This is a genomic window from Orenia metallireducens, from assembly GCF_003001995.1.
Taxonomy (GTDB): Bacteria; Bacillota; Halanaerobiia; order Halobacteroidales; family Halobacteroidaceae; genus Orenia; species Orenia metallireducens_B.
Genome location: NZ_PVNB01000024.1, coordinates 18,540 through 42,408 on the forward strand (window position 1 = coordinate 18,540; position 23,869 = coordinate 42,408).

General features: G+C 33.6%; 25 protein-coding genes. 21 read left to right on the plus strand and 4 right to left on the minus strand.

The window, feature by feature from the left end; translation table 11 throughout:
• The first annotated feature begins 143 nt into the window (after nt 1-143).
• Nucleotides 144-824 carry a redox-sensing transcriptional repressor Rex gene (locus BX659_RS14385; RefSeq protein ID WP_106231929.1) on the plus strand — a complete coding sequence of 227 codons (681 nt, stop codon included), beginning with the start codon at nt 144-146 and terminating at the stop codon, nt 822-824.
• Between the two features lie 107 nt (nt 825-931).
• Here BX659_RS14385 and BX659_RS14390 read toward each other — a convergent pair whose 3' ends face one another.
• Both BX659_RS14390 and BX659_RS14395 read right to left on the minus strand, forming a co-directional pair.
• The gene (locus BX659_RS14390) at nt 932-1,402 is read right to left on the minus strand and encodes a cell wall hydrolase (RefSeq protein WP_097016985.1); all 471 of its coding nucleotides are present in this window, start codon (nt 1,400-1,402) and stop codon (nt 932-934) included.
• Nucleotides 1,403-1,512: 110 nt separating this feature from the next.
• A complete protein-coding gene (locus BX659_RS14395; RefSeq protein ID WP_097016986.1) occupies nt 1,513-2,223 on the minus strand; it encodes a YetF domain-containing protein in 711 nt (236 codons plus the stop codon).
• Nucleotides 2,224-2,576: 353 nt separating this feature from the next.
• Between BX659_RS14395 and BX659_RS14400 the strand changes: the two genes are divergently transcribed.
• Nucleotides 2,577-3,263, plus strand: coding sequence for a cell wall hydrolase (locus BX659_RS14400; protein WP_097016987.1), 687 nt, complete (start codon nt 2,577-2,579; stop codon nt 3,261-3,263).
• Nucleotides 3,264-3,303: 40 nt separating this feature from the next.
• Here BX659_RS14400 and BX659_RS14405 read toward each other — a convergent pair whose 3' ends face one another.
• Both BX659_RS14405 and BX659_RS14410 read right to left on the minus strand, forming a co-directional pair.
• The gene (locus BX659_RS14405) at nt 3,304-3,654 is read right to left on the minus strand and encodes a hypothetical protein (RefSeq protein ID WP_097016988.1); all 351 of its coding nucleotides are present in this window, start codon (nt 3,652-3,654) and stop codon (nt 3,304-3,306) included.
• 6 nt (nt 3,655-3,660) lie between these two features.
• Nucleotides 3,661-4,923 (minus strand): DUF1576 domain-containing protein, encoded by a 1,263-nt coding sequence (locus BX659_RS14410; RefSeq protein WP_106231931.1) that lies wholly within the window; start codon nt 4,921-4,923, stop codon nt 3,661-3,663.
• Nucleotides 4,924-5,336: 413 nt separating this feature from the next.
• Between BX659_RS14410 and BX659_RS14415 the strand changes: the two genes are divergently transcribed.
• The 19 genes from BX659_RS14415 to BX659_RS14505 all read left to right on the plus strand — a co-directional run bounded on the left by BX659_RS14415 (nt 5,337) and on the right by BX659_RS14505 (nt 23,860).
• Nucleotides 5,337-5,702, plus strand: coding sequence for a NifB/NifX family molybdenum-iron cluster-binding protein (locus BX659_RS14415; RefSeq protein WP_106231932.1), 366 nt, complete (start codon nt 5,337-5,339; stop codon nt 5,700-5,702).
• An 8-nt stretch (nt 5,703-5,710) separates the two neighbouring features.
• Nucleotides 5,711-6,553, plus strand: a complete 843-nt coding sequence (locus tag BX659_RS14420) for an ATP-binding protein (RefSeq protein WP_106231934.1) — start codon at nt 5,711-5,713, stop codon at nt 6,551-6,553.
• On the plus strand, nt 6,550-7,422 hold the full coding sequence (locus BX659_RS14425; protein ID WP_106231935.1) for an ATP-binding protein: 873 nt from the start codon (nt 6,550-6,552) through the stop codon (nt 7,420-7,422). The genes BX659_RS14420 and BX659_RS14425 overlap by 4 nt, the downstream gene beginning before the upstream one ends.
• A gap of 61 nt (nt 7,423-7,483) precedes the next feature.
• Nucleotides 7,484-7,843 carry a NifB/NifX family molybdenum-iron cluster-binding protein gene (locus BX659_RS14430; RefSeq protein ID WP_097016993.1) on the plus strand — a complete coding sequence of 120 codons (360 nt, stop codon included), beginning with the start codon at nt 7,484-7,486 and terminating at the stop codon, nt 7,841-7,843.
• 124 nt (nt 7,844-7,967) lie between these two features.
• Complete coding sequence (locus tag BX659_RS14435; protein ID WP_301178923.1) at nt 7,968-8,774, plus strand: Mrp/NBP35 family ATP-binding protein; 807 nt, start codon at nt 7,968-7,970, stop codon at nt 8,772-8,774.
• 391 nt (nt 8,775-9,165) lie between these two features.
• Entirely contained in the window at nt 9,166-9,573 is a 408-nt protein-coding gene (locus tag BX659_RS14440; protein WP_097016994.1) for an acyl-CoA thioesterase, read from the plus strand.
• Between the two features lie 3 nt (nt 9,574-9,576).
• A complete protein-coding gene (locus BX659_RS14445; protein ID WP_097016995.1) occupies nt 9,577-10,416 on the plus strand; it encodes an MBL fold metallo-hydrolase in 840 nt (279 codons plus the stop codon).
• Nucleotides 10,417-10,434: 18 nt separating this feature from the next.
• Nucleotides 10,435-10,926 carry a flavin reductase family protein gene (locus BX659_RS14450; protein WP_097016996.1) on the plus strand — a complete coding sequence of 164 codons (492 nt, stop codon included), beginning with the start codon at nt 10,435-10,437 and terminating at the stop codon, nt 10,924-10,926.
• Between the two features lie 143 nt (nt 10,927-11,069).
• Complete coding sequence (locus BX659_RS14455) at nt 11,070-12,200, plus strand: MFS transporter (RefSeq protein WP_253250684.1); 1,131 nt, start codon at nt 11,070-11,072, stop codon at nt 12,198-12,200.
• 95 nt (nt 12,201-12,295) lie between these two features.
• Nucleotides 12,296-12,625, plus strand: a complete 330-nt coding sequence (locus tag BX659_RS14460; RefSeq protein WP_097016998.1) for a DUF5320 domain-containing protein — start codon at nt 12,296-12,298, stop codon at nt 12,623-12,625.
• Nucleotides 12,626-12,765: 140 nt separating this feature from the next.
• Complete coding sequence (locus BX659_RS14465; RefSeq protein WP_097016999.1) at nt 12,766-13,152, plus strand: DUF134 domain-containing protein; 387 nt, start codon at nt 12,766-12,768, stop codon at nt 13,150-13,152.
• Between the two features lie 260 nt (nt 13,153-13,412).
• Nucleotides 13,413-14,096 carry an HD domain-containing protein gene (locus BX659_RS14470; RefSeq protein ID WP_253250681.1) on the plus strand — a complete coding sequence of 228 codons (684 nt, stop codon included), beginning with the start codon at nt 13,413-13,415 and terminating at the stop codon, nt 14,094-14,096.
• Nucleotides 14,097-14,447: 351 nt separating this feature from the next.
• A complete protein-coding gene (gene secD / locus BX659_RS14475) occupies nt 14,448-15,665 on the plus strand; it encodes a protein translocase subunit SecD (protein WP_097017000.1) in 1,218 nt (405 codons plus the stop codon).
• A 5-nt stretch (nt 15,666-15,670) separates the two neighbouring features.
• A complete protein-coding gene (gene secF, locus BX659_RS14480; RefSeq protein ID WP_097017001.1) occupies nt 15,671-16,510 on the plus strand; it encodes a protein translocase subunit SecF in 840 nt (279 codons plus the stop codon).
• 176 nt (nt 16,511-16,686) lie between these two features.
• Complete coding sequence (locus BX659_RS14485) at nt 16,687-17,043, plus strand: phasin family protein (RefSeq protein WP_097017002.1); 357 nt, start codon at nt 16,687-16,689, stop codon at nt 17,041-17,043.
• On the plus strand, nt 17,033-17,506 hold the full coding sequence (locus tag BX659_RS14490; protein ID WP_097017003.1) for a DUF456 domain-containing protein: 474 nt from the start codon (nt 17,033-17,035) through the stop codon (nt 17,504-17,506). The genes BX659_RS14485 and BX659_RS14490 overlap by 11 nt, the downstream gene beginning before the upstream one ends.
• A 163-nt stretch (nt 17,507-17,669) precedes the next feature.
• Nucleotides 17,670-19,340, plus strand: coding sequence for an ABC1 kinase family protein (locus tag BX659_RS14495; RefSeq protein ID WP_097017004.1), 1,671 nt, complete (start codon nt 17,670-17,672; stop codon nt 19,338-19,340).
• Nucleotides 19,341-19,692: 352 nt separating this feature from the next.
• Nucleotides 19,693-23,361 carry a single-stranded-DNA-specific exonuclease RecJ gene (gene recJ / locus BX659_RS14500; RefSeq protein ID WP_097017005.1) on the plus strand — a complete coding sequence of 1,223 codons (3,669 nt, stop codon included), beginning with the start codon at nt 19,693-19,695 and terminating at the stop codon, nt 23,359-23,361.
• Entirely contained in the window at nt 23,345-23,860 is a 516-nt protein-coding gene (locus BX659_RS14505) for an adenine phosphoribosyltransferase (protein WP_097017006.1), read from the plus strand. Before recJ ends, BX659_RS14505 begins: the two co-directional genes overlap by 17 nt.
• Nucleotides 23,861-23,869 lie beyond the last annotated feature (9 nt).

The following is a 23,869-nucleotide window of genomic DNA, read 5'->3' on the forward strand; positions in this document are numbered from 1 at the left end:
GTATGAGTTGTGTTTTACTTTAGCAATTGAGAATGGAAAATGGAGAATTGAGAGGCAAGTTCTTAAACTTTTAATTCTCCATTTTAAGAAAGAGTCGTAATAATCCATAAATAATATATAAAAGGTTGGTAGGGAGGTTAGATATGAGAGAGACCACTATTTCAAATACAGTGCTTGAGAGATTAGCTATTTATTATCGTTCTTTAAAGAGATTAGAAGAGAATAAAGTAGATTATATTTCATCAAAGGAATTGGGAGAAATACTAGGGATTAGTTCAGATCAGATAAGACGAGATTTATATGATTTTAGGATGGATATTTCCTATTATCATGACTTTGGAGTCAGAGGCAGGGGGTATCCTGTTTCGTATTTATTAAAAATTTTAGAGAAGAGCTTAGGCTTGAATAATAACGTAGAGATAGCATTAATAGGAGCAGGAAGCTTGGGTGGAGCTTTGATATCCTATGATGAGTTTAAGAAGATTGGCTTAAATATTAAGTATGTCTTTGATATAAATTTTAATAAAGCTATTAGAGATTTAGCTGGTATAGAGTTTTATGATGTAGAACAAATTGATGCGATTCTTACTGAAAATCAGGTCAAAATGGCTATTATAGCTGTACCTGCTAAGGCAGCTCAGGATGTTGCTGATATAATAGTAGAGGCTGGTGTTGAATTGATTTTAAATTTTGCCCCTACTTATATAGAAGTCCCTAATAATGTTATGGTAAGAAATGAGGACCTATCTATTGGTTTAATTGGACTATCCTATTATCTATCAAACAAAGAGTCAGAATTAACTTTTGTAAAGAATTTGGGATAATTAAAGTAGATAGTTTAACTAAGTTCTAAAACGTTAGAGTGTTGGAGGTATAGTTGTTAATAGTTTATAGAAAAACCCTACTGGAAAACCAGTAGGGTTTTATAATTTTATTTAGCAAAGATATGCTTGCCTATTTTACGAACTGTTCTTCTAGAGTAAATCCATCTAGAAGAAGATGTAGCTGGATTGTAGAAGTAGAGACAGCCATATGTAGGGTCCCAACCTCTGATGGCTGAAAGGGTTGCTCTAATTGAATCTTCAGTTGGTCTTTGGCTCCAGACAAGTCCATGAGCTACAGGGGTAAAGGCCCAAGGCTGATAAATTACACCTGCAATGGTATTAGGAAACTTATGGCTTCTGACACGATTCATCATTACCGCTGCTACTGCAACCTTGGCAAGATAAGGCTCACCTTTAGCTTCAGCATGGACGGTGTTAACCATTAATCTTGTAGTAGGGGATAGACTCCAAAACCATGATGGTGTTTTAGCTTCTGCTAACTTTGCATTATAGTATCCATAGAAGATAGAAACTCCAATAAGTAATACTGCTATCAGAATTATAGTTTTTTTCTTCATTTTAGCCTCCTTTAGAAGATTTAAAATCTGATTTCTTTATATAGTTTGTACCACTTTTAATATTTTTATAATCTAGTTTAGCAATTGTCTAATATCGTCTCTTAAGAATATTACTCTAACCCATATTGACCATCTTCTTCCCTCTCTTCTGTTTTTAAAGAAATATAAAGATTACCTGTAGTATCCAAACCTGCATATAATACTTCTTTGTAATCAGTTACCTCTTTATGGGATAACTCTGTCATTAGCCAATCTTTATCTAATCCTGCATCCTCTAAATTCTCATTCATGATCTTGCCATCAATTATAAGGTCTTTAGTTAGACCTTTATAGGATGTAGAGAGATTTAAATCCTGTGGGGTGAGAGCCTGTTTTTGTGATTTTGGGAGTACTGAAATCTTACCATCAAGCTCTACTAGGGCAAACTCAATATCTCCTATATCAAAAATATTCTTCTTCCTTAATTGCATCATCAATTCATTGATAGTATAACGGGTTTTTCTCATGTTTTCATAAACTATTTTCCCATTTTTAATTAAAACCACAGGCTCAGAATCTAAATATTTTCGAAATAGATGGCTTTTTAAATGAATAAAATCAGTTAGAATAGTTAATAAAGCAAAGACTGTTAAAACTATAGAAGCAGATAGACTATCAGTTTTTGTTCCGAGTGCGATATTTCCTGTAATTGTTCCTACAGTAACTCCAATTGCAAAGTCAAAGAAGGTCATTTGAGCAAGTATCTTTCTTCCTATTACTCTAGTCATAAAGAGTAACAAATAATAGGCTATAGTAGTTTTGATGATTAGAGAAAGTATCATATTTAGTCTCCTTTAACAAATAATCAAATCTAGAAATTTTAAAAGTATTAACTTGTTATATAGTATTATCTTTTTGTACAAACTTTATATGCAAAAATTTTCGTATAAAGTTTAGAATAAGAAAAATCAGCTAGATGTGTTGAGCTAGTAAGAGAGGCACTATATTTATAAATAGTAAGTTGCTAACAGGATATGAGTAAGCAAGGGCTAAAAAGAGTCTTTAATCTTTAAATAGAGTTATACTTGGAGGGGGTATAATATTTCTGTGATTAATTTTACAATAAATACCTTTGAATGATAAGGACTATATCTGTATAATTAGATTCGTTGATAAAACTTTGGAGGTGAAAAATATGAAAAATAAATTTACAATTACTTTTGTGATGATACTAGCTTTGATGATTTTTATGACCTCAGTTGGGGAAGCAGCTGCTTTAGGCAATAGAATGTTATACTTCGGTACTCGAGGAAGGGATGTTAAAGCTTTACAGAACATGTTAGCAAGTAAAGGATATTTCCATGTTGAGCCTACTGGGTATTATGGTCCTATCACCGAAAGAGCTATAATCGAATTTCAAAAGAACTATAATCTAAGAATTGATGGTTTTGCAGGCTATGAAACTATTAGAAAATTAAAGGGCAATTACAATTTAAATATTAGTAATTCAAATTACCGATTGAATGTAACTGCTGAAGAGATGGATCTATTATTAAGAACAGTTTACTCTGAAGCTAGAGGAGAGAGCTTTGAAGGACAAGTGGCTGTTGCTTCCGTTGTAATCAATAGGGTGTTAGATGATCGTTTCCCAGATACAATTAAGGGAGTTGTTTTTCAGCCGTGGGCATTTACAGCTGTCCATGATGGACAGTTCTGGTTAGATCCAGATCCAAGTATGCGTAAAGCTGTAGAAGCAGCCTTAAAAGGATGGGATCCAACTGGAGGAGCTGTATTTTACTATAATCCAGCTAAAGTAACCTCATATTGGATTTATACACGTCCAATAATCACTAGAATTGGACGTCATTTCTTTGCAGCATAATTAAAAGAGCCTCTTACTATTAATAGTAAAAGGCTCTTTTCTATTCTTGATTATTTCTATATAAGGTTACTTCAAGTCCTTCTTGGGGTTTATAAGTAATGATTGCCTTATCTATCATTAAGCCTACTACAGATAATTCATCACAATAGTCATTTTGTCCAATTAATTCCCAATAATACTCTTCTACTTCAGGCTGCTTCTCTATATTTAACATTTCTTCTATTTCTTCAAGCTTATCTTGATTTAGATTTGGAGAATTATCTTTAAATTTAATTATTGTCTGTTCTTCGTTGACCTTGATTTTAATATCTATTTCATCTGCTTGATTATTAAGAGAGAAGGATAGGATTTCATCAAGAATCTTAATTATCTTCATCTTCTCATGCTTCATCAATTATCACTCCTTTTTGAGAGAATCTAATATTGGAAAGAGAATTATCGCTACCAATCCTCCAGCAAAACCATTATTATATAGATTTAATCCGCCATGTAAGTATCCTATATTCATTACTACAGATAGATGTAAAAAACCTGCAAGTAATCCACTTAAACTGCCAAATACTCCTGTGATTGGGGCTAAAGTTGTAGAGAATAGTAATGCTAAGATCAGACCTGGGTCACTAAGCCCCCAAATTTTTGTGACACTACCTAGCAATACTCCACAAATTACAGGTATTGTATTGAAGGGGTGCTTACCAAAGGCTGAAAAGCCGACAATAGTAAATAAACCACCAACTGTGGGACCATTTAAAGGGCTACCAATAAGAGTTAATATCAACATATAGAGTAAACCCATTAAGCCCATATTAAGCAGTGTTACTGCAAAGGTATCAAGGGTTACAAAATCGGTTACTATCCTACCTGATCTCTTCCATAATTTCTTTAATCTTTTAAAGGACTCTCTATTTAATAGATATCCAATTAGAAGCATCGATAAGAAATAAAATAACAGAAGCATTCTTAGTACTTGAGAATATTGAGTTGTCCAAATTAATTGTTTATCATACTCTATCCCATAGGAGCGGAATAATGACATTAATAAGGTTCCTATTAGTCCTGCACTAAAGCCTATATTATATAGATTAAATCCTTGGTGGCTACTCAATAAATGGGAGGCAACTGGTGGGATGATAAATCCTGTAAGTATTCCAATCAGAGCCGCTAAGAATATTCCTTTGTCTGTATAGCCAAATACCAAGATACTCTGAGTAACAACAGGAGCTAAGGCTGTACTGAATAAAGCCACAATTATAAATTTACTTAAAGGTTCTTTTTGATAAATAGAATAGAGCTTTACTCCAATAATTACAGGTATTATATTTAATATGTTCTTTCCAAACATAGCAAAGCCCATTACAGTAAAGAGAGCAGCTATACTTATTCCCGTTATTCTGACCTTGTTTGATTTGAGTAATAATAATGAGAATAAGCCTAAGATACCTGAATTAAGTAAGGTTGCTCCTAACCCCCCAATACCTAAATAGTCGCTAATTAGTAGGTCGCTAGATAATATAATATTTTTAAAGCCATGATTAATCTCTGTTGGATGCTCAAAGATAAAGGCAGATAATATTAATGAGATAGGGTAGAGGAGTAAGAGTTTAAATTTTGTTTCCTCAGATATTCGCTTTTTTATGAATTTCTCCTTAATAATATTCATCTCCTTTCAATACAGAGTACTTATGCGTAGAAAACAAGATGATTATAACATATAGGTCTATAAATTTAAAGTTAAACTTAATGGGAAAATTAAGACAGTAACGAGCGACAAGTGACAAGTGATGAGAAGAGCTTCTTACTCGTTACCCGGCACTGATTACTAAAGTGTTGTAATATCTATCTATAACGTCATATTTAAATTTAACTTTAAAATGATAAATTATTCCTGATAATTATATAGTCAATATATGTTATAGTATGCTATCCGTTTATTTATAGCTAAATATCGAAGTGTCTCTTGTGAAAAATGAACAAATTACTATAATTGGTTATTGACATATGATTATAAGTGGGTTATAATAATCATAAACTAAATTATGAACATATGCTAATAATGAAAAAGGGGGCACAGAGATGAAAGTTGCAGTAACAGCTAGCAATAATACTGATTTAAATGTAAAAATTGATCTTAAATTTGGGAGAGCACCTTATTTTGTAATAATTGATTTCGATAATGATAAAGTTAACTTTATTGATAATTCAGCCAAAGGTGCTACTGGTGGAGCAGGGATTCAAGCTGCCCAAACTATAGTGGATCAAGGTGTTGAAGGATTAATTACTGGTAATGTTGGGCCAAAAGCCTTTAATGTTTTAAGTAAGGCTAATATTAAAGTATATTCTGCTAAGGAAGAAACAATTAAAGAAGTACTTAGTAAGTATAAAAATAATGATTTAAAAGAGGTAGCTGCTCCAACAAATAATGGTCATGCTGGAATGTAGGTGTTAAGATGAAGATTACAGTTTTAAGTGGCAAAGGTGGTACAGGTAAGACTACTGTAGCAACTAATTTAGCTTTGTCTTTAACTAATGTTCAATTTTTGGATGCAGATGTAGAAGAACCTAATTCATATATCTTTATTAGACCTGACTTTGGAGAAGAATACCAACAAGTATTGAGAAAGGTTCCAATAATTGATCAAAATAAATGTAGGGCTTGTCGAAGCTGTGTTGATTTCTGTGAGTATAATGCTCTAGTGCTATTAGGAGAAGAAGTACTTATCATTAAAGAGATGTGCCATAGCTGTGGAGGATGTAAGTATATTTGTCCTAAAGAGGCAATTAGAGAAGAGGATAAAGAAGTAGGTAAGATTAGAGTTGATAAATCAGTTGCAGGAATGGAGTTTTGGCAGGGAGAGCTAAATATTGGTGAAGCTTCAGCAGTACCTGTGATTGAAGCTTTAAATCAAAAGGTTTCTGAAGATAAAACTGTAATTATCGATGCTCCACCGGGAACCACCTGCCCGACAATAGCAGCAATTTCTGATGCTAACTATTGTATTTTAGTAACAGAACCAACACCTTTTGGTCTACATGATCTAAAGATGGCAGTAGAAGTTGTTAAAGAATTGGGTAAACCTTGTGGAATTATAATCAACCGTTCAGAAGAAGATGCTGATAAATTGATTGAAGATTATGCTAGTAATGAAGGTATTAGTATCTTAACTAAGATTCCTTTTAAAAGAGAGATTGCTAGCTTATACTCACAAGGGACTCCCTTTGTAGAAGAGATGCCTGAATGGAAAGAGAATTTTCAAGAGGTCTTTACCAAAATAAAGCAGGTGGTTGGATGAAGAAATTAACAGTTATCAGTGGTAAAGGTGGTACAGGTAAGACTACAGTAACTGCCAACTTAGCAGCTTTGGCAGATAATTTAATTTTAGCAGATTGTGATGTAGATGCTCCTAATATGCATCTATTAATGAAGCCTGAGGTAATTGAAGCGGAAGTCTTCAAAGGAGCAAAAGTAGCTGTCAAAGATCAGCTTAAATGTATTGAGTGTGGTCTATGTAGAGAACTCTGTAACTTTAAAGCCATTACTTCTGATTTTAAAGTAGATGAGATCCGTTGTGAGGGCTGTGGACTATGTGTAGCCAAATGTCCTAGTGATGCACTAAAGTTAGAGTTAGAAGAGACAGGAGATCTTTACTATTCTCAGACCAAATTTGCTCCAATGGTACATGCTAAGCTAAAGATAGGAGCTGAAAACTCTGGTAAGCTAGTCAGTCAAGTCAAAGAGAAAGCAGAAAGCTTAGCCCAACAACAAGAGAAGGAGTTGCTTTTAATAGATGGTTCCCCAGGAATAGGCTGTCCTGTAATTGCTTCTATTAATGGAGTTGATAGTGTGTTAGTTGTAACAGAGCCCACTAAATCAGGATTAGCAGATTTAAAACGAGTTCTAAAGACAGTTAAGTATTTTAATCTGCCTGCTGTAGTAGCTATTAATAAGTATGATTTAAATCAAGAGATTAGCTTAGAGATAGAGAGTTTCTGTCGGCAAATTCAAGTTAAGATAGTGGGTAAGCTTCCTTTTAGCAAAGTAATTGTAGAAGCGATGCAACAAGGGGAGTTGGTAGTAGAATCTGCTCCTGAGAGCAAAGTTGCTGCTGCTCTTAAAGAACTCTGGCAAGAGCTAAGCTATGAGTTAAGAATTAAGAGTTAAAAGTTAAAAACTCTTAATTCTTAACTTTTAACTCTTAACTAAATAATAAGGAGTGGTTAATATGAAGATAGCAATACCTAGTCAAGGAAGTACAGTAGCTGGTCATTTTGGTCATTGTCCAGAATTTACTATTGTAGAGGTTGATAATCAAGAGGTTGTCAGAGAAGAGAGGATAGCCAATCCTGGTCATAAGCCTGGTTTTTTACCTAAATTTCTTCATGGATTAGAGGTTAATGTAATTCTTGCTGGAGGGATGGGGCAGAGAGCAGTAGATTTATTTAATCAAAATCAGATTGAAGTAGTTACAGGAGCAAGTGGACTAGTTAAAGATGTAGTTAACTCTTATTTAGCCAATAATTTAGAGTTAAAAGATAATATCTGTAACCATGATGATACAGCAGAGCATGAGTGTAGCCATTAGAATTGATAATTAAAAAGTTAATAGTTAATCATGAAGAATGGAGAAGCTAAGTTCTAGAAGAGTTTAATGCTCCATTCTTCATTTTTGCCATAAATTAAGCAATAAACAAGGGAGGTAGTCGTAGATGGAAAAGATGTATAGTGTGGAAGATGGTTGGTTTAAATTAGAGCATGGACTTGTTAATGAAGGATTGATTGCTATAGCTAGTGGTAAGGGTGGAGTTGGTAAATCAACTGTAACAGTCAATCTAGCTTTAGCTTTACATAAATTAGGTAGAAGGGTAGGAATTATTGATGCTGATATTCATGGCTTTAGTATTCCTAGAATCATCGGTTTAACTGATAAGCCTAGAGCATTTAATGAGAAAGAGATTATCCCACCAGAGGTTAATGGGGTTAAGGTCATGTCGGCTGGTTCTATGATTGCTGAAAATAAGGCTATTATCTGGCGAGCGCCGATGCTGTTGGGAGTATTGGAACAGTTTATGAAGGATGTTCACTGGGGAGAGTTAGATTATCTTCTATTTGATCTTCCTCCAGGAACTGGTGATATGCCCTTAAATATCATGCAGCAGATCTCAGATGCAGGAATCCTAATTGTAACAACTCCCCAAGTAGCTGCTACTAAGGTAGCCAGTCGAGTAGGAAGTATGGCTAAACAGCTTGATTCTGATATTTTAGGTATTATCGAGAATATGTCTTATTATCAATGTGATAAGTGTGGAGATAAAGAGTATATCTTTGGTCAAGGTGGCGGTCAAAAGATGGCTAAAGAGTTAGATAGCAAATTGTTAACTCAATTACCCTTAATGGCTACTATTCGTCAAGGCAGTGACCAAGGTAAGCCAGTTGTAATAGCTGAACCTGAAGCTGAAGCAACTCAGAAGTTTATTGCTGTAGCTGAAAAGTTGATTGCTCAGAGAGCAAGATAGTTTTTAGAGTGATACTTAATGGGTGTATAGCGACACTTTTCACTTTAAAAAGTGAGTAAAATTATTAAAATATTTTTCGGGAAAGCTTATCAGCTTTTTTCCCGAGTAACTTTTGCCATTGCCGCAAAAGTCACCAAAAAGTCTAGAAAAAAATTCAACTCACTCAGCAATCAAAATAATGAGTATTATCACTTATTAGACTTTCTAAATCAAAATTTCATGATACTCTAAATCCTAGCTCAATTTTTGCTTCGTTCAAACAGAAATTTTTTTCGGCTTAAAAACCTTAAAATCTTTTTAATTGTAAATTCAAAAGTGTCTTAATATCTCTATATAATCTCATATTTAGGTTTTACTCTTAAAATTATTTATTCATGTAAGGAGGTTACATGTGAAGTATTATCAATATCAGCATCGAGTACAATATCATGAAACAGATCAGATGGGAATAGTGCATCATAGTAATTACATCAAATGGCTTGAAGAAGCAAGAAATGAATATCTACGAGAGCAGGGGATTAGTTGCCGACAATTAGAGGAGCTTGGAATTCTATTACCTGTTATAGAAGTTAATTGTTCGTATAAACAGAGAACTTATTATGATGATATAGTAACAATTAAAGTTTTTATTAAAGAATTAAGTCGAGTGATTATCACTTTTGGCTATGAAATTAAGAAGGATGGAGAACTGCTGCTGCTAGCTAGTACTAAACAGTCTTTTGTTAATCAAGACTTTAAACCTTTTTCTTTAGAACGGGAAAGAGCAGATATTTGGGAGGTTATCTGTGGAGAGGAGTAGATTATGGAATTAAGATTAGATGAATTATCTTGTGCCAAGGTTATGATCTTAGTAGAGAATAGGGTAGCAAAAGAGAATTTATTAGCTGAACACGGACTCTCTTTTTTAATTAGTTATCGAGAAAAGAATTATCTATTTGATACTGGTCAAGGTCTAGTGTTGATCAATAATATGAAGAATTTAGGAATTAAAGTTTCTGATATAAATGGAGTTATATTAAGCCATGGTCATTATGATCATGGCAATGGCTTGCAAGAAATTCTAGCTTTAAATTCTGAACTTGAAGTCTTTGCTCACCCAGAGGTCTTTATCCCCAAATATTCTGATAAAAAGGTTAATTTAGTCCCTCGTGGACTTAAGGTAAAGAAAGAAGAGATACAAAATTTTAAGCCCATTAGAAAAGCTACTGAGGTTAGTGCAGGGTTATGGATGACTGGTGAGATTCCAAGAAGATATAAGTTAGAAGAAGTGTCTAATAAGTTTAAAAGAGAGGTTGCAGGGCAAATTCAACAGGATAATTTTATTGATGAGCAGGCAGTATTTATTGAGACTAAAAAGGGTTTAGTAGTCTTATTAGCTTGTACCCATGCTGGAGTAATCAATACTTTAGAGCATATCAAGTCCCTTATCGGTAGTCAAAAGATTCATGCTATTATTGGTGGAATGCATTTAATTAATGCTAATCAAAAACGAATTAACGAGACTGTTAGTTATTTAGCTCAGCTTAATTTTGAGTTGATTGTCCCTTTACATTGTACTGGATTTAATGCCTTGCAAGCTATGTTAGCTAAGTTTAAAGATAAAGTTAAATTAAGGCAAGTTGGTGAAGAGTTTATCTTTTAATATAGAGGAGGAAGAAGAATGAAAAAAGAGTTAGCACCTTTTAAAAGCTGTTTACATCCTAGACCTAATGTTATAGTCTCTTGCCGTGATCAAGAGGGGAGAGATAATGCTTTAGCAGTAGCCTATGCTACTAATTGTAGTTATGATCCTCCAATGGTGATGGTAGGGATTGTTCCTTCACGTTATTCTTATGATATAGTTAAAGAGACAGGTGTTTTTGTGGTCAATTTAGTTCCTAAAGATTTGGAGAAAGAATATTTTTACCTAGGTAGTCATAGTGGTAGAGATGAGGATAAAATCAAAAATTTAAATTTAGAAGTAAAAGATGGAACAGTGGTTAATGCCCCACTGTTAGTTAATTTTCCAGTTAATATTGAATGTAGTGTAGTTGATTCAATTCTAACTGGTTCCCATGAAATGTTTATTGGAAAGGTAGATAAGGTACATATCAATGAAGAATTGGTCGCTAGTGAAGAAAAAGTTGATTTATCTAAGATTGATTTTTTATAGAATATTTTAAAAATCAAATAAAAGTTACTAAGCTTCTCTTTAAATAGAGAGGCTTTAATTTTATCTAATTATATTGGTAAAGGAGATTTATTTGATGAAAAACAATAAAGCTAGGAAATTTAATAGAAGTAATTATAATTGCTATAACTCATTTATTACACGATCTATTTGGAGCTTTTTTATCACCAGTATTACCCTTATTGATAGAACGTTTTGCTTTGAGTTATTTTCAAGTTAGTTTACTAAATATCATAAGGGATCTACCTTCTTTATTCAGTTTAGCGATTGGAACATTTATTAGTAGAATTGATAGAAGATATTTAAATTATTTGATTATAGTAGCTCCTATAACGATGATTATTTTAATGAGTTTAATAGGTACTATTCCATCATATATGATATTATTGGTCTTACTATTTATTACTGGAATTACTTCAGCAGCCTTTCATATTTCTACTCCTCCTATAATCAAAGAACTTAGTAGAGATAGAATTGGTACAGGGATCAGTCTTTATCAATTAGGAGGAGAGGCTGCTCGTTCTTTAGGACCTCTAGTAATTCTAGGTAGTATTTCGATTTGGGGATTAGAGGGAGGTTATAGATTAATTCCTGTAGGATTAATCTGTTCCTTGCTTCTTTATAGCAAGATTAAAGATATCAAGATAGATAATATATTTAATAGACAAGAGGATAAAGAGCATAAGCTACTATTATTCTCACTATTAAAAGAACAGTCAAACTTTATTTTAAAGATTGGTGCTATCAGATTTTTCTGGAGTTTAATTAAAATATCTTTAACTTTATTTTTACCAACTTATTTAACTGTTACTAAGGGTGCATCTTTATGGCTAGCAGGTGGAGCATTAACAATTGTACAATTTTCTGGGGCAATAGATACCTATCTAGGTGGTTCAATCTCTGATAGCATTGGGCGTGAGAAGATGATCTTGATATCTGTAATCTGTACTTCAATTACTATGTTAGGACTTACTTTATCATCTGGAGTTTATCTTTTGATATTACTTATTATTTTAGGATTTTTCATTTATTCAATCAACCCTGTAATACTTACATTAGTTCAAGAAGCAGATTCGAAACCAACAGTAATTATTAATGGATTTTATAAAACAATTAGCTTTATAAGTACAGCTTTAGCTACTTTAATTATTGGTCAAGGAGCTGATTTATATGGATTAACCACAGTTTATAGAACTGTTCCATTATTATTATTGTTATCTATCCCTTTAATTTTGAATTTAGCGGATACAAATTAGAAATTATCAAACAAGTTATTGACATATGATCATAATAGAGTTATAATACAATTATAATGAGCATATGTTCAAAAACAAAGAAGGAGTTGGTTTAAATGCCTAGAGGAAATGGAAGAGGTCCTGAAGGTTTAGGTACTATGACAGGTAGAGGTCTTGGTTATTGTGCTGGTTATGATGGTCCAGGTTGTTTTGATAATAGAAGGGGCGGGAGAGGTTTTGGACGTGGTTTTGCTAGAAAAGGTCGGAAAGCTGCTTTTAGAAGAAGAGGAGCTTATGCTTTCAATACTTCAGCTTATAATCCTAATATCGAGTTAACAGTTAATGAAGAAATTGACTATCTTCAAGAGGAAGCTCAACTCTTACAAGAGCAATTAGAAAACATTCAAAATCAAATTGCTAAATTAGAAACTGAACAAGAGGATTAATTTAAAGTTAAAGGCTTACCTCGTTTTACAGGTAAGCCTTTAACTATTTAGCTGATTTATTAAATAATCAATTAGATTTAATATCTATCTTAAACTATGATATAATTAGTTTAGATTTAATCTGAAACGAGGTGTATATTATGGTTAGACCTACGAAAAAGCGTAGAGTCGAATATCTACCAGAGGTTACTTTTTTTAAACCTGCTGGAGCTCCTAAAAGAAGTTTAGAAGAAGTTAATTTAACGATAGAAGAAGTAGAGGCTATTAGATTAAAGGATAAAGAAGATTTGACCCAAGAAGAAGCAGCTGAAAGAATGGAGGTCTCAAGACCTACCTTTCAGAGAGTATTGACTACAGCTAGAAAGAAGATTGCTGAGGCTTTAATAGAGGGAAAGGCAATCCGCTTTGAAGGTGGAGATTATCGCCTGGCTAAATTTAAATGTCCTTCTTGTGGTGACAAGTTTAGCTCTAAACACAAGCATAAACATCGTAATCATCAAAGTAAGTGTCCAAAGTGTCTTGATTAGAAGAAGAATTCGAACAAAATACTAACTATTTAAAATGGTGGATATCTGAATTCAGATATCCACCATTTGTATGTTTAGTGTTCAGCTTAGATTTCTACCTGATTAATGGCGATCTTGTGCCTTATGAATATATTATCAGAATAAATCCATACTAAGTTAAGACTAACTTTAGTTTAAATCTAACTATGAGTTTAAGTTTGAGTCTAATTCTAATTCTTAAACTTAAACCTAATTCATTAGATAGAGGAGTGGATTGACTGATGAGTGAGCTGACTATTGAAAGATTGATTACAGTAGAAGAGGTTAAAAAACATCCCTTAATTAAGGCCTATATTTCAAAGGCCAATGAACATCTAGCATCAATGGGCTATACTGAGCATGGATTTAGGCATGCAGGTCTAATTTCCAAGCTAGTAGGTGATATCTTAACAGAATTGGACTACTCTACAAGGATAATAGAGCTAGGTAAGATTGCTGGATATATACATGATATAGGTAATGTAGTTAATCGCCATGACCATGACCAGCATTCAGCTATAATTGCTGAGAATTTATTAAGGGAGATGGGGATGGATTATGAGGAGATTGCAATGGTTATTGGTGCTATAGGCAATCATGATGAGAACTTTGGAGAGCCAGTCAATGTCATTTCGGCAGCATTGATTATAGCCGATAAATCTGATGTCCATTATACTAGAGTGAGAAATAAAGAATTTGCTACCTTTGATATCCATGATCGGGTCAATTATGCTGCCAAAGAGTCGATTATTAAGGTAAATAAATATGACAAAACGATTACTTTGGAGTTAGAGATTGATTTAGAGATTATTTCAGTTATAGAGTACTTTGAGATATTTCTAACAAGGATGTTAATGTCTAGGAAAGCAGCGATAACTTTAGATTGTAATTTTCATTTGATAATTAATAATACTAAGCTATTATAACGGCTTTGATTGATTGACAAGCTTTTTTTTAAAGGATATAATAGATATGTTGTCTAATATTATATATGGTTATTATTTTTGGTATTTGATAATACCTTTTATGCAATTATCTGATACTAAAAAGTTGATAACTAATATTATATTTATCCTAGGGTTAGTATTTATAAGATTTTACATAAGCCTATTTAATAAGGTACTATACTGATGGGTAGAAGCAGAGTTTAGTGCTATCTATTACTAAACCAAGGATTTATCCTATAGATAACATTTTTAAGATTAGCTAATTTTTGAGAAAAGAAATGTTATATTAAGGATAAGTTTTATTTTAATAAGGAGAAAGGAGACAGGATTATGAACTGGAAACAGAAAAGGATGTTTAATTTTATTCTCATTGTGGCATTATTAGGACTAGCAGTATACTTCTTATATCCATTGAATGAAAGCATGGAATTAGGATTAGATTTACAGGGAGGAACCCATGTACTGTTAGAAGCACAGGATACCCAAACAGCTAAAGTTGACAGTGATGCTATGAATCGATTAGTTAATGTTATTAATCGTAGGGTTGATGAATTAGGCTTGACTGAGCCACTTGTACAAAGGCAAGGAGACAGAAGAATTATAGTAGAATTACCAGGGATTGAAGATCCTAATCAAGCTATTGAAACTATTGGGAAAACAGCCCAATTACAGTTTAAGAATGAGGCTGGAGAGGTTGTAATGACTGGTGAAGCATTGAAGGATGCAAAAGCTGCCTATGGTGGTGAGTTTAATCAACCAGTTGTCAGCTTTGAATTGACTAAAGGTGGAAGCAAAGAGTTTGCTGAAATTACAAGAAAGAATATTGGCAAAGTAATTGCTATTTATTTGGATAATAAGCTATTAACTGCACCAACGGTACAGAGCGTAATCAGAGAAAAAGGTCAGATCACTGGATTTAAAGATTTAGAGGATGCTCAACAGACTGCTTTATTACTTAGAGCGGGTGCTTTACCTGTACCAGTTGAGGTAGTAGAGAATAGAACTGTAGGACCTACTTTAGGAAAGATTTCTATTGATAAGAGTATTCAAGCAGCAATCATTGGATTGATTTTAATCGTAATCTTTATGGCTATTACTTATTGGCTATCAGGGGTAGTAGCAGCAGTAGCCTTAGCCTTTTATAGTATTATTGTTTTAGGTATCTTGGCTGGATTAAATGCTACTTTAACCTTACCAGGTATTGCAGGTTTAATCTTATCTATCGGTATGGCAGTAGATGCAAATGTAATTATCTTTGAAAGAATTAAGTATGAGTATCGTCAAGGTAAGACAGTTAAGGCAGCAGTTAAATCTGGTTTTGACCGTGCCTTTACAACTATCTTAGACTCTAATATCACCACTTTAATTACAGCTGCTATCTTAGGTTATTTAGGAACTGGAACTGTAAGAGGTTTTGCAATTACATTAAGTATTGGTATCTTAGTAAGTATGTTCACAGCTATTGTAGTGACTAGAATGTTATTAAACCTATTATTAAGTACTGATCTAGTAAATAAACCAAAGGCTTTTGGTTGGGCAAGGAGGTAATGATTGTGGATATTATCGGTAAAAGAAGATTATGGATGTCGATTTCAGCAATTGTCATCTTAGCAGGTTTAATCTCTATTTTATTTCAAGGTATGAACTTAGGAATTGACTTTGCTGGAGGAACGATTATTGAATTTACTTTTGATAAAGCAGTTACTAATGACCAGATTAGAGGTACATTAGATGAGTTTGGATTGACTAAAGCACCTAAGATTCAACAGACTGAAAATGGTGTTTTAATTCGGATGGAAGAACTACCTGCTTCAAAGATAACTGCTATTGAGGATAAAATTGAAGCTAAGTTCTCTGGAAAGATGCAAAGAACAGAGAAGGTAGGAGGAACAATCGGAAAAGAGTTAAGAAACAAAGCTTTTTGGGCATTATTATTAGCTGCTCTTGCTATCGTGGCTTATATTAGTATGAGATTTGAATTTAGATTTGCTATTGCAGCTATTTTGGCCTTATTACATGATGTCTTAATTGTATTGGGGATCTTTTCATTATTACAAGTTGAGATTAACAGTCCCTTTGTAGCTGCTTTATTGACTATTGTTGGATATTCAATTAATGATACGATAGTTATCTTCGATAGAATCAGAGAGAAGATGAGATTGGCTAAAAAGGAAACTTTTGCTCAATTAAATAATGAAGCAATTGTAGAGACTTTACCCCGTTCTATCAATACATCACTTACTACGTTATTACCTGTTTTAGCTATCTTATTCTTGGGTGGGACAACGATTCAAAACTTCATGTTGGCATTATTAATAGGTGTCTTATCAGGAACTTACTCTTCAATCTTTGTAGCTAGTCCTATCTTAGTAGAGTGGGATGAAAGAAGATAAGTTAAATAATAATTTATATTTAATGACCCTTGGTTTTTAGAAACTGGGGGTCGTTTTTATTTTATGGTTTAGGTTATATAAATAAAAAATCTTCATATCCTAGTATTAGATTTGTAGTATTTGGAAAAATATAAGAGTTGTGATATAATTATTAACAACTTCTGGAGGTGATAAATTTGTTAAACTTCATTAAAGAGATGATGGTTACTGGGTTAGGTGCATTGTTTTTAACCAAGGATAAAGTTGAAGAGATGGTTCAAAAGCTTGTAGAAGAAGGTAAGGTAAGTAAAGATGAAGCAAATGAACTGATTAATAATATGACCCAAAAAGCTAAAGAGCAACAGGAGCAGATGAGAGATAAGATTAAGACAGAGATAGAGAATACCTTTAATAAGGTAGGGATTGTGAAAAAAGAGGAAATAAAAGAGTTAAATGAGAAGGTTGCTAAATTAGAGCTACATATTAAATCTTTAGAAAGAGAGATACAGAGCTTAAAAGGTGATGGGATAGAGGTAGCTGAAGATGATAATTGAGATTATGGTTACAATCTTATCAGCATTAGGGGTTTTGGGAACCTTAGTACCAGCAGTTCCTGGTACCCCTTTAATTTTATTAGGAGCATTAATTTATGGTTTTATTAGCAAATTTGCTATTTATGGCTGGGGATTTATTGGGATATTGGTCTTATTGAGCATATTGGCTGAGGGATTGGATTATTTAGCAAGTGTCTTAGGTGCTAAGTACTTTGGCGCAAGTAAATTTGGAGTGATAGGTGCTATTTGTGGTGGGATATTAGCTACAATATTTCTAGGTCCAGTTGGTCTGGTAATAGGTCCGCTTTTAGGAGCAATCACTGTAGAATTATTAAAAGGTAAGAAATTTGAAGAGGCTTTAAAGGTTGGAGTAGGCACAATTGTAGGAAATATTAGTGGCTCAATAATCTCTTTTCTGATTGCAATATTAATGACTACTTTATTATTGGTAAAGATCTTCTAAGTTATAGATAGCAAGTGGAATACTTTCTAGTTGATGGCTAACGGTTAGAGGTTGGCAGTTATAAATTTGAAATAAATTAAAAATTATCGATTTATAAAGAAGTATGAATATGTTTGAATTTAACTGTCAATTGTCAACTGTACACTAAATGGTGGTGATATATATGCTCTTTAAAGATCTTGGAATGCATTATAGGAATATCAAAAGATATAGAGATATAGTAGAGGTTTTGATTAAACATGGTTTTGGCTATTTAATAGAAGTAATGGAGTTACGCCAGTTTTTGCCTTTAAGTAAGAGGATTAAGAAGTTAAAACCAAGTAAGCCACAACAAGACTCCCGAGCAATTAGACTGAGGAAGGTATTAGAGGAGTTGGGACCTACCTATATTAAGCTAGGGCAACTGCTTAGTACTCGACCTGATTTGATCTCTCGAAACTATATAGAAGAGCTTGAGAAGTTACAAGACCAGGTTCCACCTATGGATTTTGAGGATGTAATTAAACAGTTAAATAGAGAGTTAAATGGAGATTATAGTCAATATTTTAGTGAATTTTCTCCTACTCCTTTGGCAAGTGCTTCTATTGGACAAGTACATAAGGCTATCTTACAGGATGGAGAAGAGGTTGTAGTTAAAGTTCAAAGAAAGGGAATTCACTCTACTATAGAGACTGATTTAGATATTATGACTAATTTAGCGGGGCTTTTAAGGAATAGAGTCTTTAGTGATGATTTCATCGATCCGGTGGAGATAGTAAATAACTTTTCTAATATGATCAAGCAGGAGCTTGATTATAGAATAGAAGGTAGAAATACAAGGAAATTTCGCAGGAATTTTGCTGATGAAGATGATATTATCATCCCTAAGGTCTTTTGGGATTTAACGACTAAGAGAATCTTTACTATGGAGTTTATCGATGGCTATAATATTAATAAATTAAAAGATAACTCTCAAACTGAGACTTTAGCTAAGGCAATCAGTAAATCCTTTATGCAACAGATTATGATCGATGGACTCTTCCATGGTGATCCCCACCCTGGCAACTTTATTATCACTAGAGATTATAAGGTGTCTTGGATTGATTTTGGATTAGTGGGTCAGCTAACTCAAGCTGATAGAGAGAGGGTAGCTAATCTATTTATAGCCTTAATTAAAAAGGATACAGATAAGGCAATTGAAGAGCTGTTAAATTTAGGGATGGTAACTAAAGAGATAGATATGAGGTCCTTAAAGAGAGATTTTGCTAGATTAATTGAGGATTATCATGGTGTAACTTTAGAAGAGGTAGAGTTATCGGTGGTTATGAATAGGCTTTTGGATTTGACCTTCAAATATAAGATAAGACTACCAATAGAGTTCATCCTATTGGTCAAAGCCTTAATTACAGTTGAAGGGGTAGTATCAAAAATAGAACCTAAATTTGATATCCTAACTGTAGCTAAACCCTTTGCTTATGAGATTATTAAAAAGAGACTAAGTCCTAAGCGATTAATGGCAGATACTTTAGAGCGGTTACAGGAGATTAGTAATTACATAATAGATTTACCTGAAGAGTTACATAATATATTTAATCTAATGCAAGAGGATCAATTAGAGATAAAATTTCACCATGTAGGGATTAAACCCTTAATCTCTAAATTGGATATTGTAAGTAATCGCTTATCGATCTCTTTAATCATTGCCTCTTTGATTGTTGGTTCTTCCTTAATTATGTTAGCAGATAAGGGACCAGAGTTTTTAGGTTTTCCCGTTGTAGGAATATCAGGCTATTTAATTGCTGCAGTGCTAGGAATCTGGTTGGTCATCTCTATTTTGCGATCAGGGAGATTTTGATATAATATATTATAGTCATCCAACTTTAGAGTGAAATTTAAATATGTCGTTATATATAGATAGTACGACACCTTTGTGTCAGTGTGAGTGTCAGTGTCAGTAGGTTGTCATTAAGGTTTTTACTCCCACTGACAACCAACACTGACACTGAAATTAAAGTGTCGCAATTTCCCCAGTAAGTTTCACTTCAAAGTTATTTATTTACATAGAATATTTAGAGTTTAGAGAAATTATTAAACTATCAATAGTACTCAAAATAAAAATTACATAAATCTTTAAGAAGGAAAACAGACTTTTATGAAGAATGTATATCAGTGTTGCCGATTATAATCTGCAAAAATGGGGGAGAATCATGCTAAATCAAGAAAAAAAGTGGATATTCCAAGAAATAGATCAAGGTGATGTTGATAAATTAGCTGCAAGTTTGAATATAGATCCAGTCATAGCAAGGATTTTGGCCAATAGAGGTTTAAAAACTCCTCAAGAGATCGAGGAGTTTTTAGATTTTAGCTTAGAGGATTTACATGATCCTTTTCTGATGAAGGATATGGACTTAGCTTTTAATAGAGTAGAAGAGGCTCTTAAAAATCAAGAAAAGATATTTATTTATGGAGACTATGATGCTGATGGTATTACTAGTACATCTTTATTAATGACAGTATTAAGGAAACTTGGAGCTGATGTTGATTATTATATACCAAATCGGCTTAAAGAAGGCTATGGGTTAAATCAAGAGGCTATTAAGATTTTAGCTAACAAAGGTGCTGAATTAATTATAACTGTAGACTGTGGGATTTCAGCAGTCAAAGAGGTTGAACTAGCCAATAAGCTAGGAATTGATGTGATTATTACTGATCATCATACAGTACCAGAAGTGATACCTGAAGCTGTAGCTATACTTAATCCCAAGCAAGAAGATTGCCAATATCCCTTTAAAAAGCTAGCTGGGGTAGGAGTAAGCTTTAAATTGGTTCATGCCCTATTGGCTAGATTAAAAAATTTAACAGATCCTAATTACTTAATGGAGTATATTAGTATAGTAGCAGTTGGTACTATTGCTGATATTGTGCCCCTTATTGGGGAGAATAGAATAATAGTCTATTATGGTCTAAAGCGGATTAATGGCTTTGCTGGTAGAGGAGATTTTAATTTAGGAATCTTAAAGAGTAAGGTCGGTTATAAAGAGAAGGACATTAGTGCTGGAGGAATAGGCTACTATCTAGCACCTTGTATCAATGCTACTGGACGTTTGGGACAAGCCTATTTAGGTGTGCAGATCTTTACAGAGCCTGATATAGTGGTGGCTGATGATTTGGCCTCACATCTAAGGGAAATGAATGCTGATCGCCAGGAGATTACTACTGAAATCTTGGCACAGGCTGAGGAGTATATTGCCAAAGAGATTGATTTAAAGCAAGAGAAGGTATTGGTAATTCCTTTAACCCAAGGTCACCCTGGAGTTATTGGTAATGCAGCTTCCAAGATTCAAGAGAAGTATTATCGACCAGTGGTCTTATTGACCTATGCTGAAGATGGTAGAGTCTTGGGTTCAGCTAGAAGTATTCGTAACTTTCATCTTTATGAAGCCTTTAAGTATTGTGAAGAGTGCTTTGAAGGCTTTGGTGGGCATAAGGAGGCAGCAGGCTGCTCTTTACAGCCAGAAGATATTCCAAAATTAAGAAGGATGATCAATGAGTATGCAGATCAGGTCTTAACAGAGGAAGATTTAATAGATCGGTTGAAAGTGGAACAAGTTATTAGTATAGAAGAGGTTTCAAAGGATTTGGTCTATCAATTAGCCAAATTAGAGCCTTATGGCTGTGCAAATCCTCGTCCTAAGTTTGCTTTAAAGGAGTTAGCTGTTGATAGCTTTCATCTTTTTGGTAAAGAAGAGAGCCATATTAAGATTAATTTTGCTCAAAGTGGTAGGAGTGTAGAGGCTATTGGCTGGAGAATGGCAGATTTAAGAAGAAATCTTCTGGTAGAAAATGAAGATATCTCTTTGGCATTTACTATGGATATCAATGATTTTGGTGGAGAAGAGACTGTCAGCTTGACTATCAAGGATATTAAATTTCCAGAGCTATCTTTTGTAGATCAATTATTTGCCAAAAGTAAAGAGATATTAGCAGATGATTTTTATCGAGGGATTGGAGCTAGTGATTCCTTCTATACTAAAGTAGTTGGTGTTACCTTTGAAGGTCGCCAAGAGATAATCAAAGAGGAGGTCAACAAAGGTGATCTACTTACTTTAGAAAGGGAGCCAGATAATAAGTATGATTCTAATGCTATTAAGGTATTGACTGATAATAAAAAGCAGATTGGCTTTCTTAAAGCTGAGTTGGCTAAGCATTTAGCACCTTATCTAGATAATGGGGTGGAATATAAAGCCATTGCTTCTGACATAACAGGAGGAGATGATGGCAGAAGCCTAGGTGTCAATCTCTTTATAGAGAGGGACAGAGATTATTTAGATAAGCAAGAGGATTCTAAGCTGAGATTATATCGGGCTCAACTTGCTACCAAATCTGAAACTGAAATTTTAGAAGAGATTAGAAAATCATTAATTGGGGAGTATAGTTTTAGAGAAAAACAAGCAGAAGCCCTTGATAGTCTATTTAAAGGAAATAATACCTTAGCTATCTTTGGAACTGGAAGGGGTAAATCAGCAGTCTTTCAGAGCTTTTCGGCTTTTCAAGCTATCAAATCTAATCTGATGACAATAATCATCTATCCTCTAAGGGCTCTGGTTAATGATCAATATAGCTCATTACAGGAGAAGTTAGCGCCTTTAGGGCTTAGGGTCTATAAAGGGAATGGTTCATTGACTATCAAGGAAAGAGAAGAGTTAAATCAAGCTTTAAATAGTAATCAAGTTGATGTTCTACTCACTACTCCAGAATTTATTGAATATAATTTAGATAGGTTTAGGAATATTAGAGATAGAATAGGTTTCTTTGTTGTTGATGAAAGCCATCATATCGGTTTAGCATCTAATCAGTTCAGACCCACCTATAAGAGGATACCTGAACTTTTAGCAGAATTAGAAAATCCTTTGGTTTTAGCAGTAACAGCCACTGCTAATGATCAGGTTGCTAAAGAGATAGTCAATGCTTTAAAGATAGATAACTTGATAATTGACCCCTATATTCGTACTAATCTAAAGTTAATTGACAACAGAAATGCTGTTGATAAAGATTCTTACATTGACGATATAATTGTTAAAGGTGAGAAAGTAATTGTTTATGTCAATAGTCGAGAAAAGAGTATCGAAATAGCTAGTAGGTTAAGGGAGGCTAATCCTTTCTTAGCGCAGCAGATTGTCTTTTATAATGCTGGATTGACCAATCAAGAGAGGGTTTTGGTAGAGGAGAAGTTTAGAGATGGTGAGCTACAGATTGTTATCTCTACTAGTGCCTTTGGTGAAGGGATAGATATTCCTGATATTAGGCATATTATCTTATACCATTTGAACTTCAACCGTACTGAGTTTAACCAACAGAGTGGAAGAGCTGGACGTGATGGTAAAGAGTCATATATTCATCTTTTATATGGACAGCAGGATGCTAGAATCAATGAATTTATCTTAGATATTATGGCTCCTGACAGAGAAGTTTTGGCTCAATTATATATTGCTTTAAATAAATTGCAGACTAAAGATAGAGAGGTCTTTGCGACTAATCAAGAATTGGCAGATGAGATAAATCAGAAGATAAAGAAGTCGGTACAAGCAAGTACTGTTTCTGCAGGTTTAGGAATTTTAGAGGAATTAAAGCTTTTAACTAGAATTCAAGAGGGTGGCAGGATAATTCAGCTACATCCTAAACCAGAGGTAAAACTAGACTTAAGCAGTTCAATAAGATATAATGAAGGTATTGAGGATAAGCAGGCTTTTATGGAATTTAAAAAGTTTGCTTTAGAAGAATCACCAGATAAATTATTAAATTTAATCAATAAACCAATTTATCCAAAAAGTTTTATAAAAGTGAAAGGGGAGAAGAAAGTTGAATTTAGCAGATAAGATAAGAACTATTCCAGATTTTCCTAAGGAGGGTATCGCTTTTAAGGATATTACTACCTTATTAAAAGATCCAGCCGCTTATAAAGAAGCTATTAATAGAATCGCTAAGCGATATGAAGATAAAGATATTGATTTAGTCTTAGGGATAGAAGCACGAGGGTTTTTAATCGGTGCTCCTCTAGCATTAAAATTAGACAAAGGGTTTGTACCAGTTAGAAAAGAAGGTAAATTACCTGGTGATGTAGTTAAGACTGAATATGATTTAGAGTATGGAAGTAATATAATTGAGATACATAAAGATGCTATTGAGCAAGGTGCTAAAATTTTAATCGTTGATGATTTATTAGCTACTGGTGGAACTGTCAAGGCAACTGTAGACTTAGTTGAACAGTTAGGTGGAGAAGTTGTTGAAATTGCATTTTTAATGGAATTAGGATTTTTAGATGGTAGAGAGAAGATAGGAGATTATGAGGTCTTTTCTTTAATTATTGATGAATAAATAGGGACA

Coding starts and splice junctions, on each gene's coding strand:
- BX659_RS14385 (WP_106231929.1), top strand. CDS start 144: ATGAGAGAGACCACTATTTCAAATACAGTGCTTGAGAGATTAGCTATT.
- BX659_RS14390 (WP_097016985.1), bottom strand. CDS start 1,402: ATGAAGAAAAAAACTATAATTCTGATAGCAGTATTACTTATTGGAGTT.
- BX659_RS14395 (WP_097016986.1), bottom strand. CDS start 2,223: ATGATACTTTCTCTAATCATCAAAACTACTATAGCCTATTATTTGTTA.
- BX659_RS14400 (WP_097016987.1), top strand. CDS start 2,577: ATGAAAAATAAATTTACAATTACTTTTGTGATGATACTAGCTTTGATG.
- BX659_RS14405 (WP_097016988.1), bottom strand. CDS start 3,654: ATGAAGCATGAGAAGATGAAGATAATTAAGATTCTTGATGAAATCCTA.
- BX659_RS14410 (WP_106231931.1), bottom strand. CDS start 4,923: ATGAATATTATTAAGGAGAAATTCATAAAAAAGCGAATATCTGAGGAA.
- BX659_RS14415 (WP_106231932.1), top strand. CDS start 5,337: ATGAAAGTTGCAGTAACAGCTAGCAATAATACTGATTTAAATGTAAAA.
- BX659_RS14420 (WP_106231934.1), top strand. CDS start 5,711: ATGAAGATTACAGTTTTAAGTGGCAAAGGTGGTACAGGTAAGACTACT.
- BX659_RS14425 (WP_106231935.1), top strand. CDS start 6,550: ATGAAGAAATTAACAGTTATCAGTGGTAAAGGTGGTACAGGTAAGACT.
- BX659_RS14430 (WP_097016993.1), top strand. CDS start 7,484: ATGAAGATAGCAATACCTAGTCAAGGAAGTACAGTAGCTGGTCATTTT.
- BX659_RS14435 (WP_301178923.1), top strand. CDS start 7,968: ATGGAAAAGATGTATAGTGTGGAAGATGGTTGGTTTAAATTAGAGCAT.
- BX659_RS14445 (WP_097016995.1), top strand. CDS start 9,577: ATGGAATTAAGATTAGATGAATTATCTTGTGCCAAGGTTATGATCTTA.
- BX659_RS14450 (WP_097016996.1), top strand. CDS start 10,435: ATGAAAAAAGAGTTAGCACCTTTTAAAAGCTGTTTACATCCTAGACCT.
- BX659_RS14460 (WP_097016998.1), top strand. CDS start 12,296: ATGCCTAGAGGAAATGGAAGAGGTCCTGAAGGTTTAGGTACTATGACA.
- BX659_RS14465 (WP_097016999.1), top strand. CDS start 12,766: ATGGTTAGACCTACGAAAAAGCGTAGAGTCGAATATCTACCAGAGGTT.
- BX659_RS14470 (WP_253250681.1), top strand. CDS start 13,413: ATGAGTGAGCTGACTATTGAAAGATTGATTACAGTAGAAGAGGTTAAA.
- secD (WP_097017000.1), top strand. CDS start 14,448: ATGAACTGGAAACAGAAAAGGATGTTTAATTTTATTCTCATTGTGGCA.
- BX659_RS14490 (WP_097017003.1), top strand. CDS start 17,033: ATGATAATTGAGATTATGGTTACAATCTTATCAGCATTAGGGGTTTTG.
- BX659_RS14495 (WP_097017004.1), top strand. CDS start 17,670: ATGCTCTTTAAAGATCTTGGAATGCATTATAGGAATATCAAAAGATAT.
- recJ (WP_097017005.1), top strand. CDS start 19,693: ATGCTAAATCAAGAAAAAAAGTGGATATTCCAAGAAATAGATCAAGGT.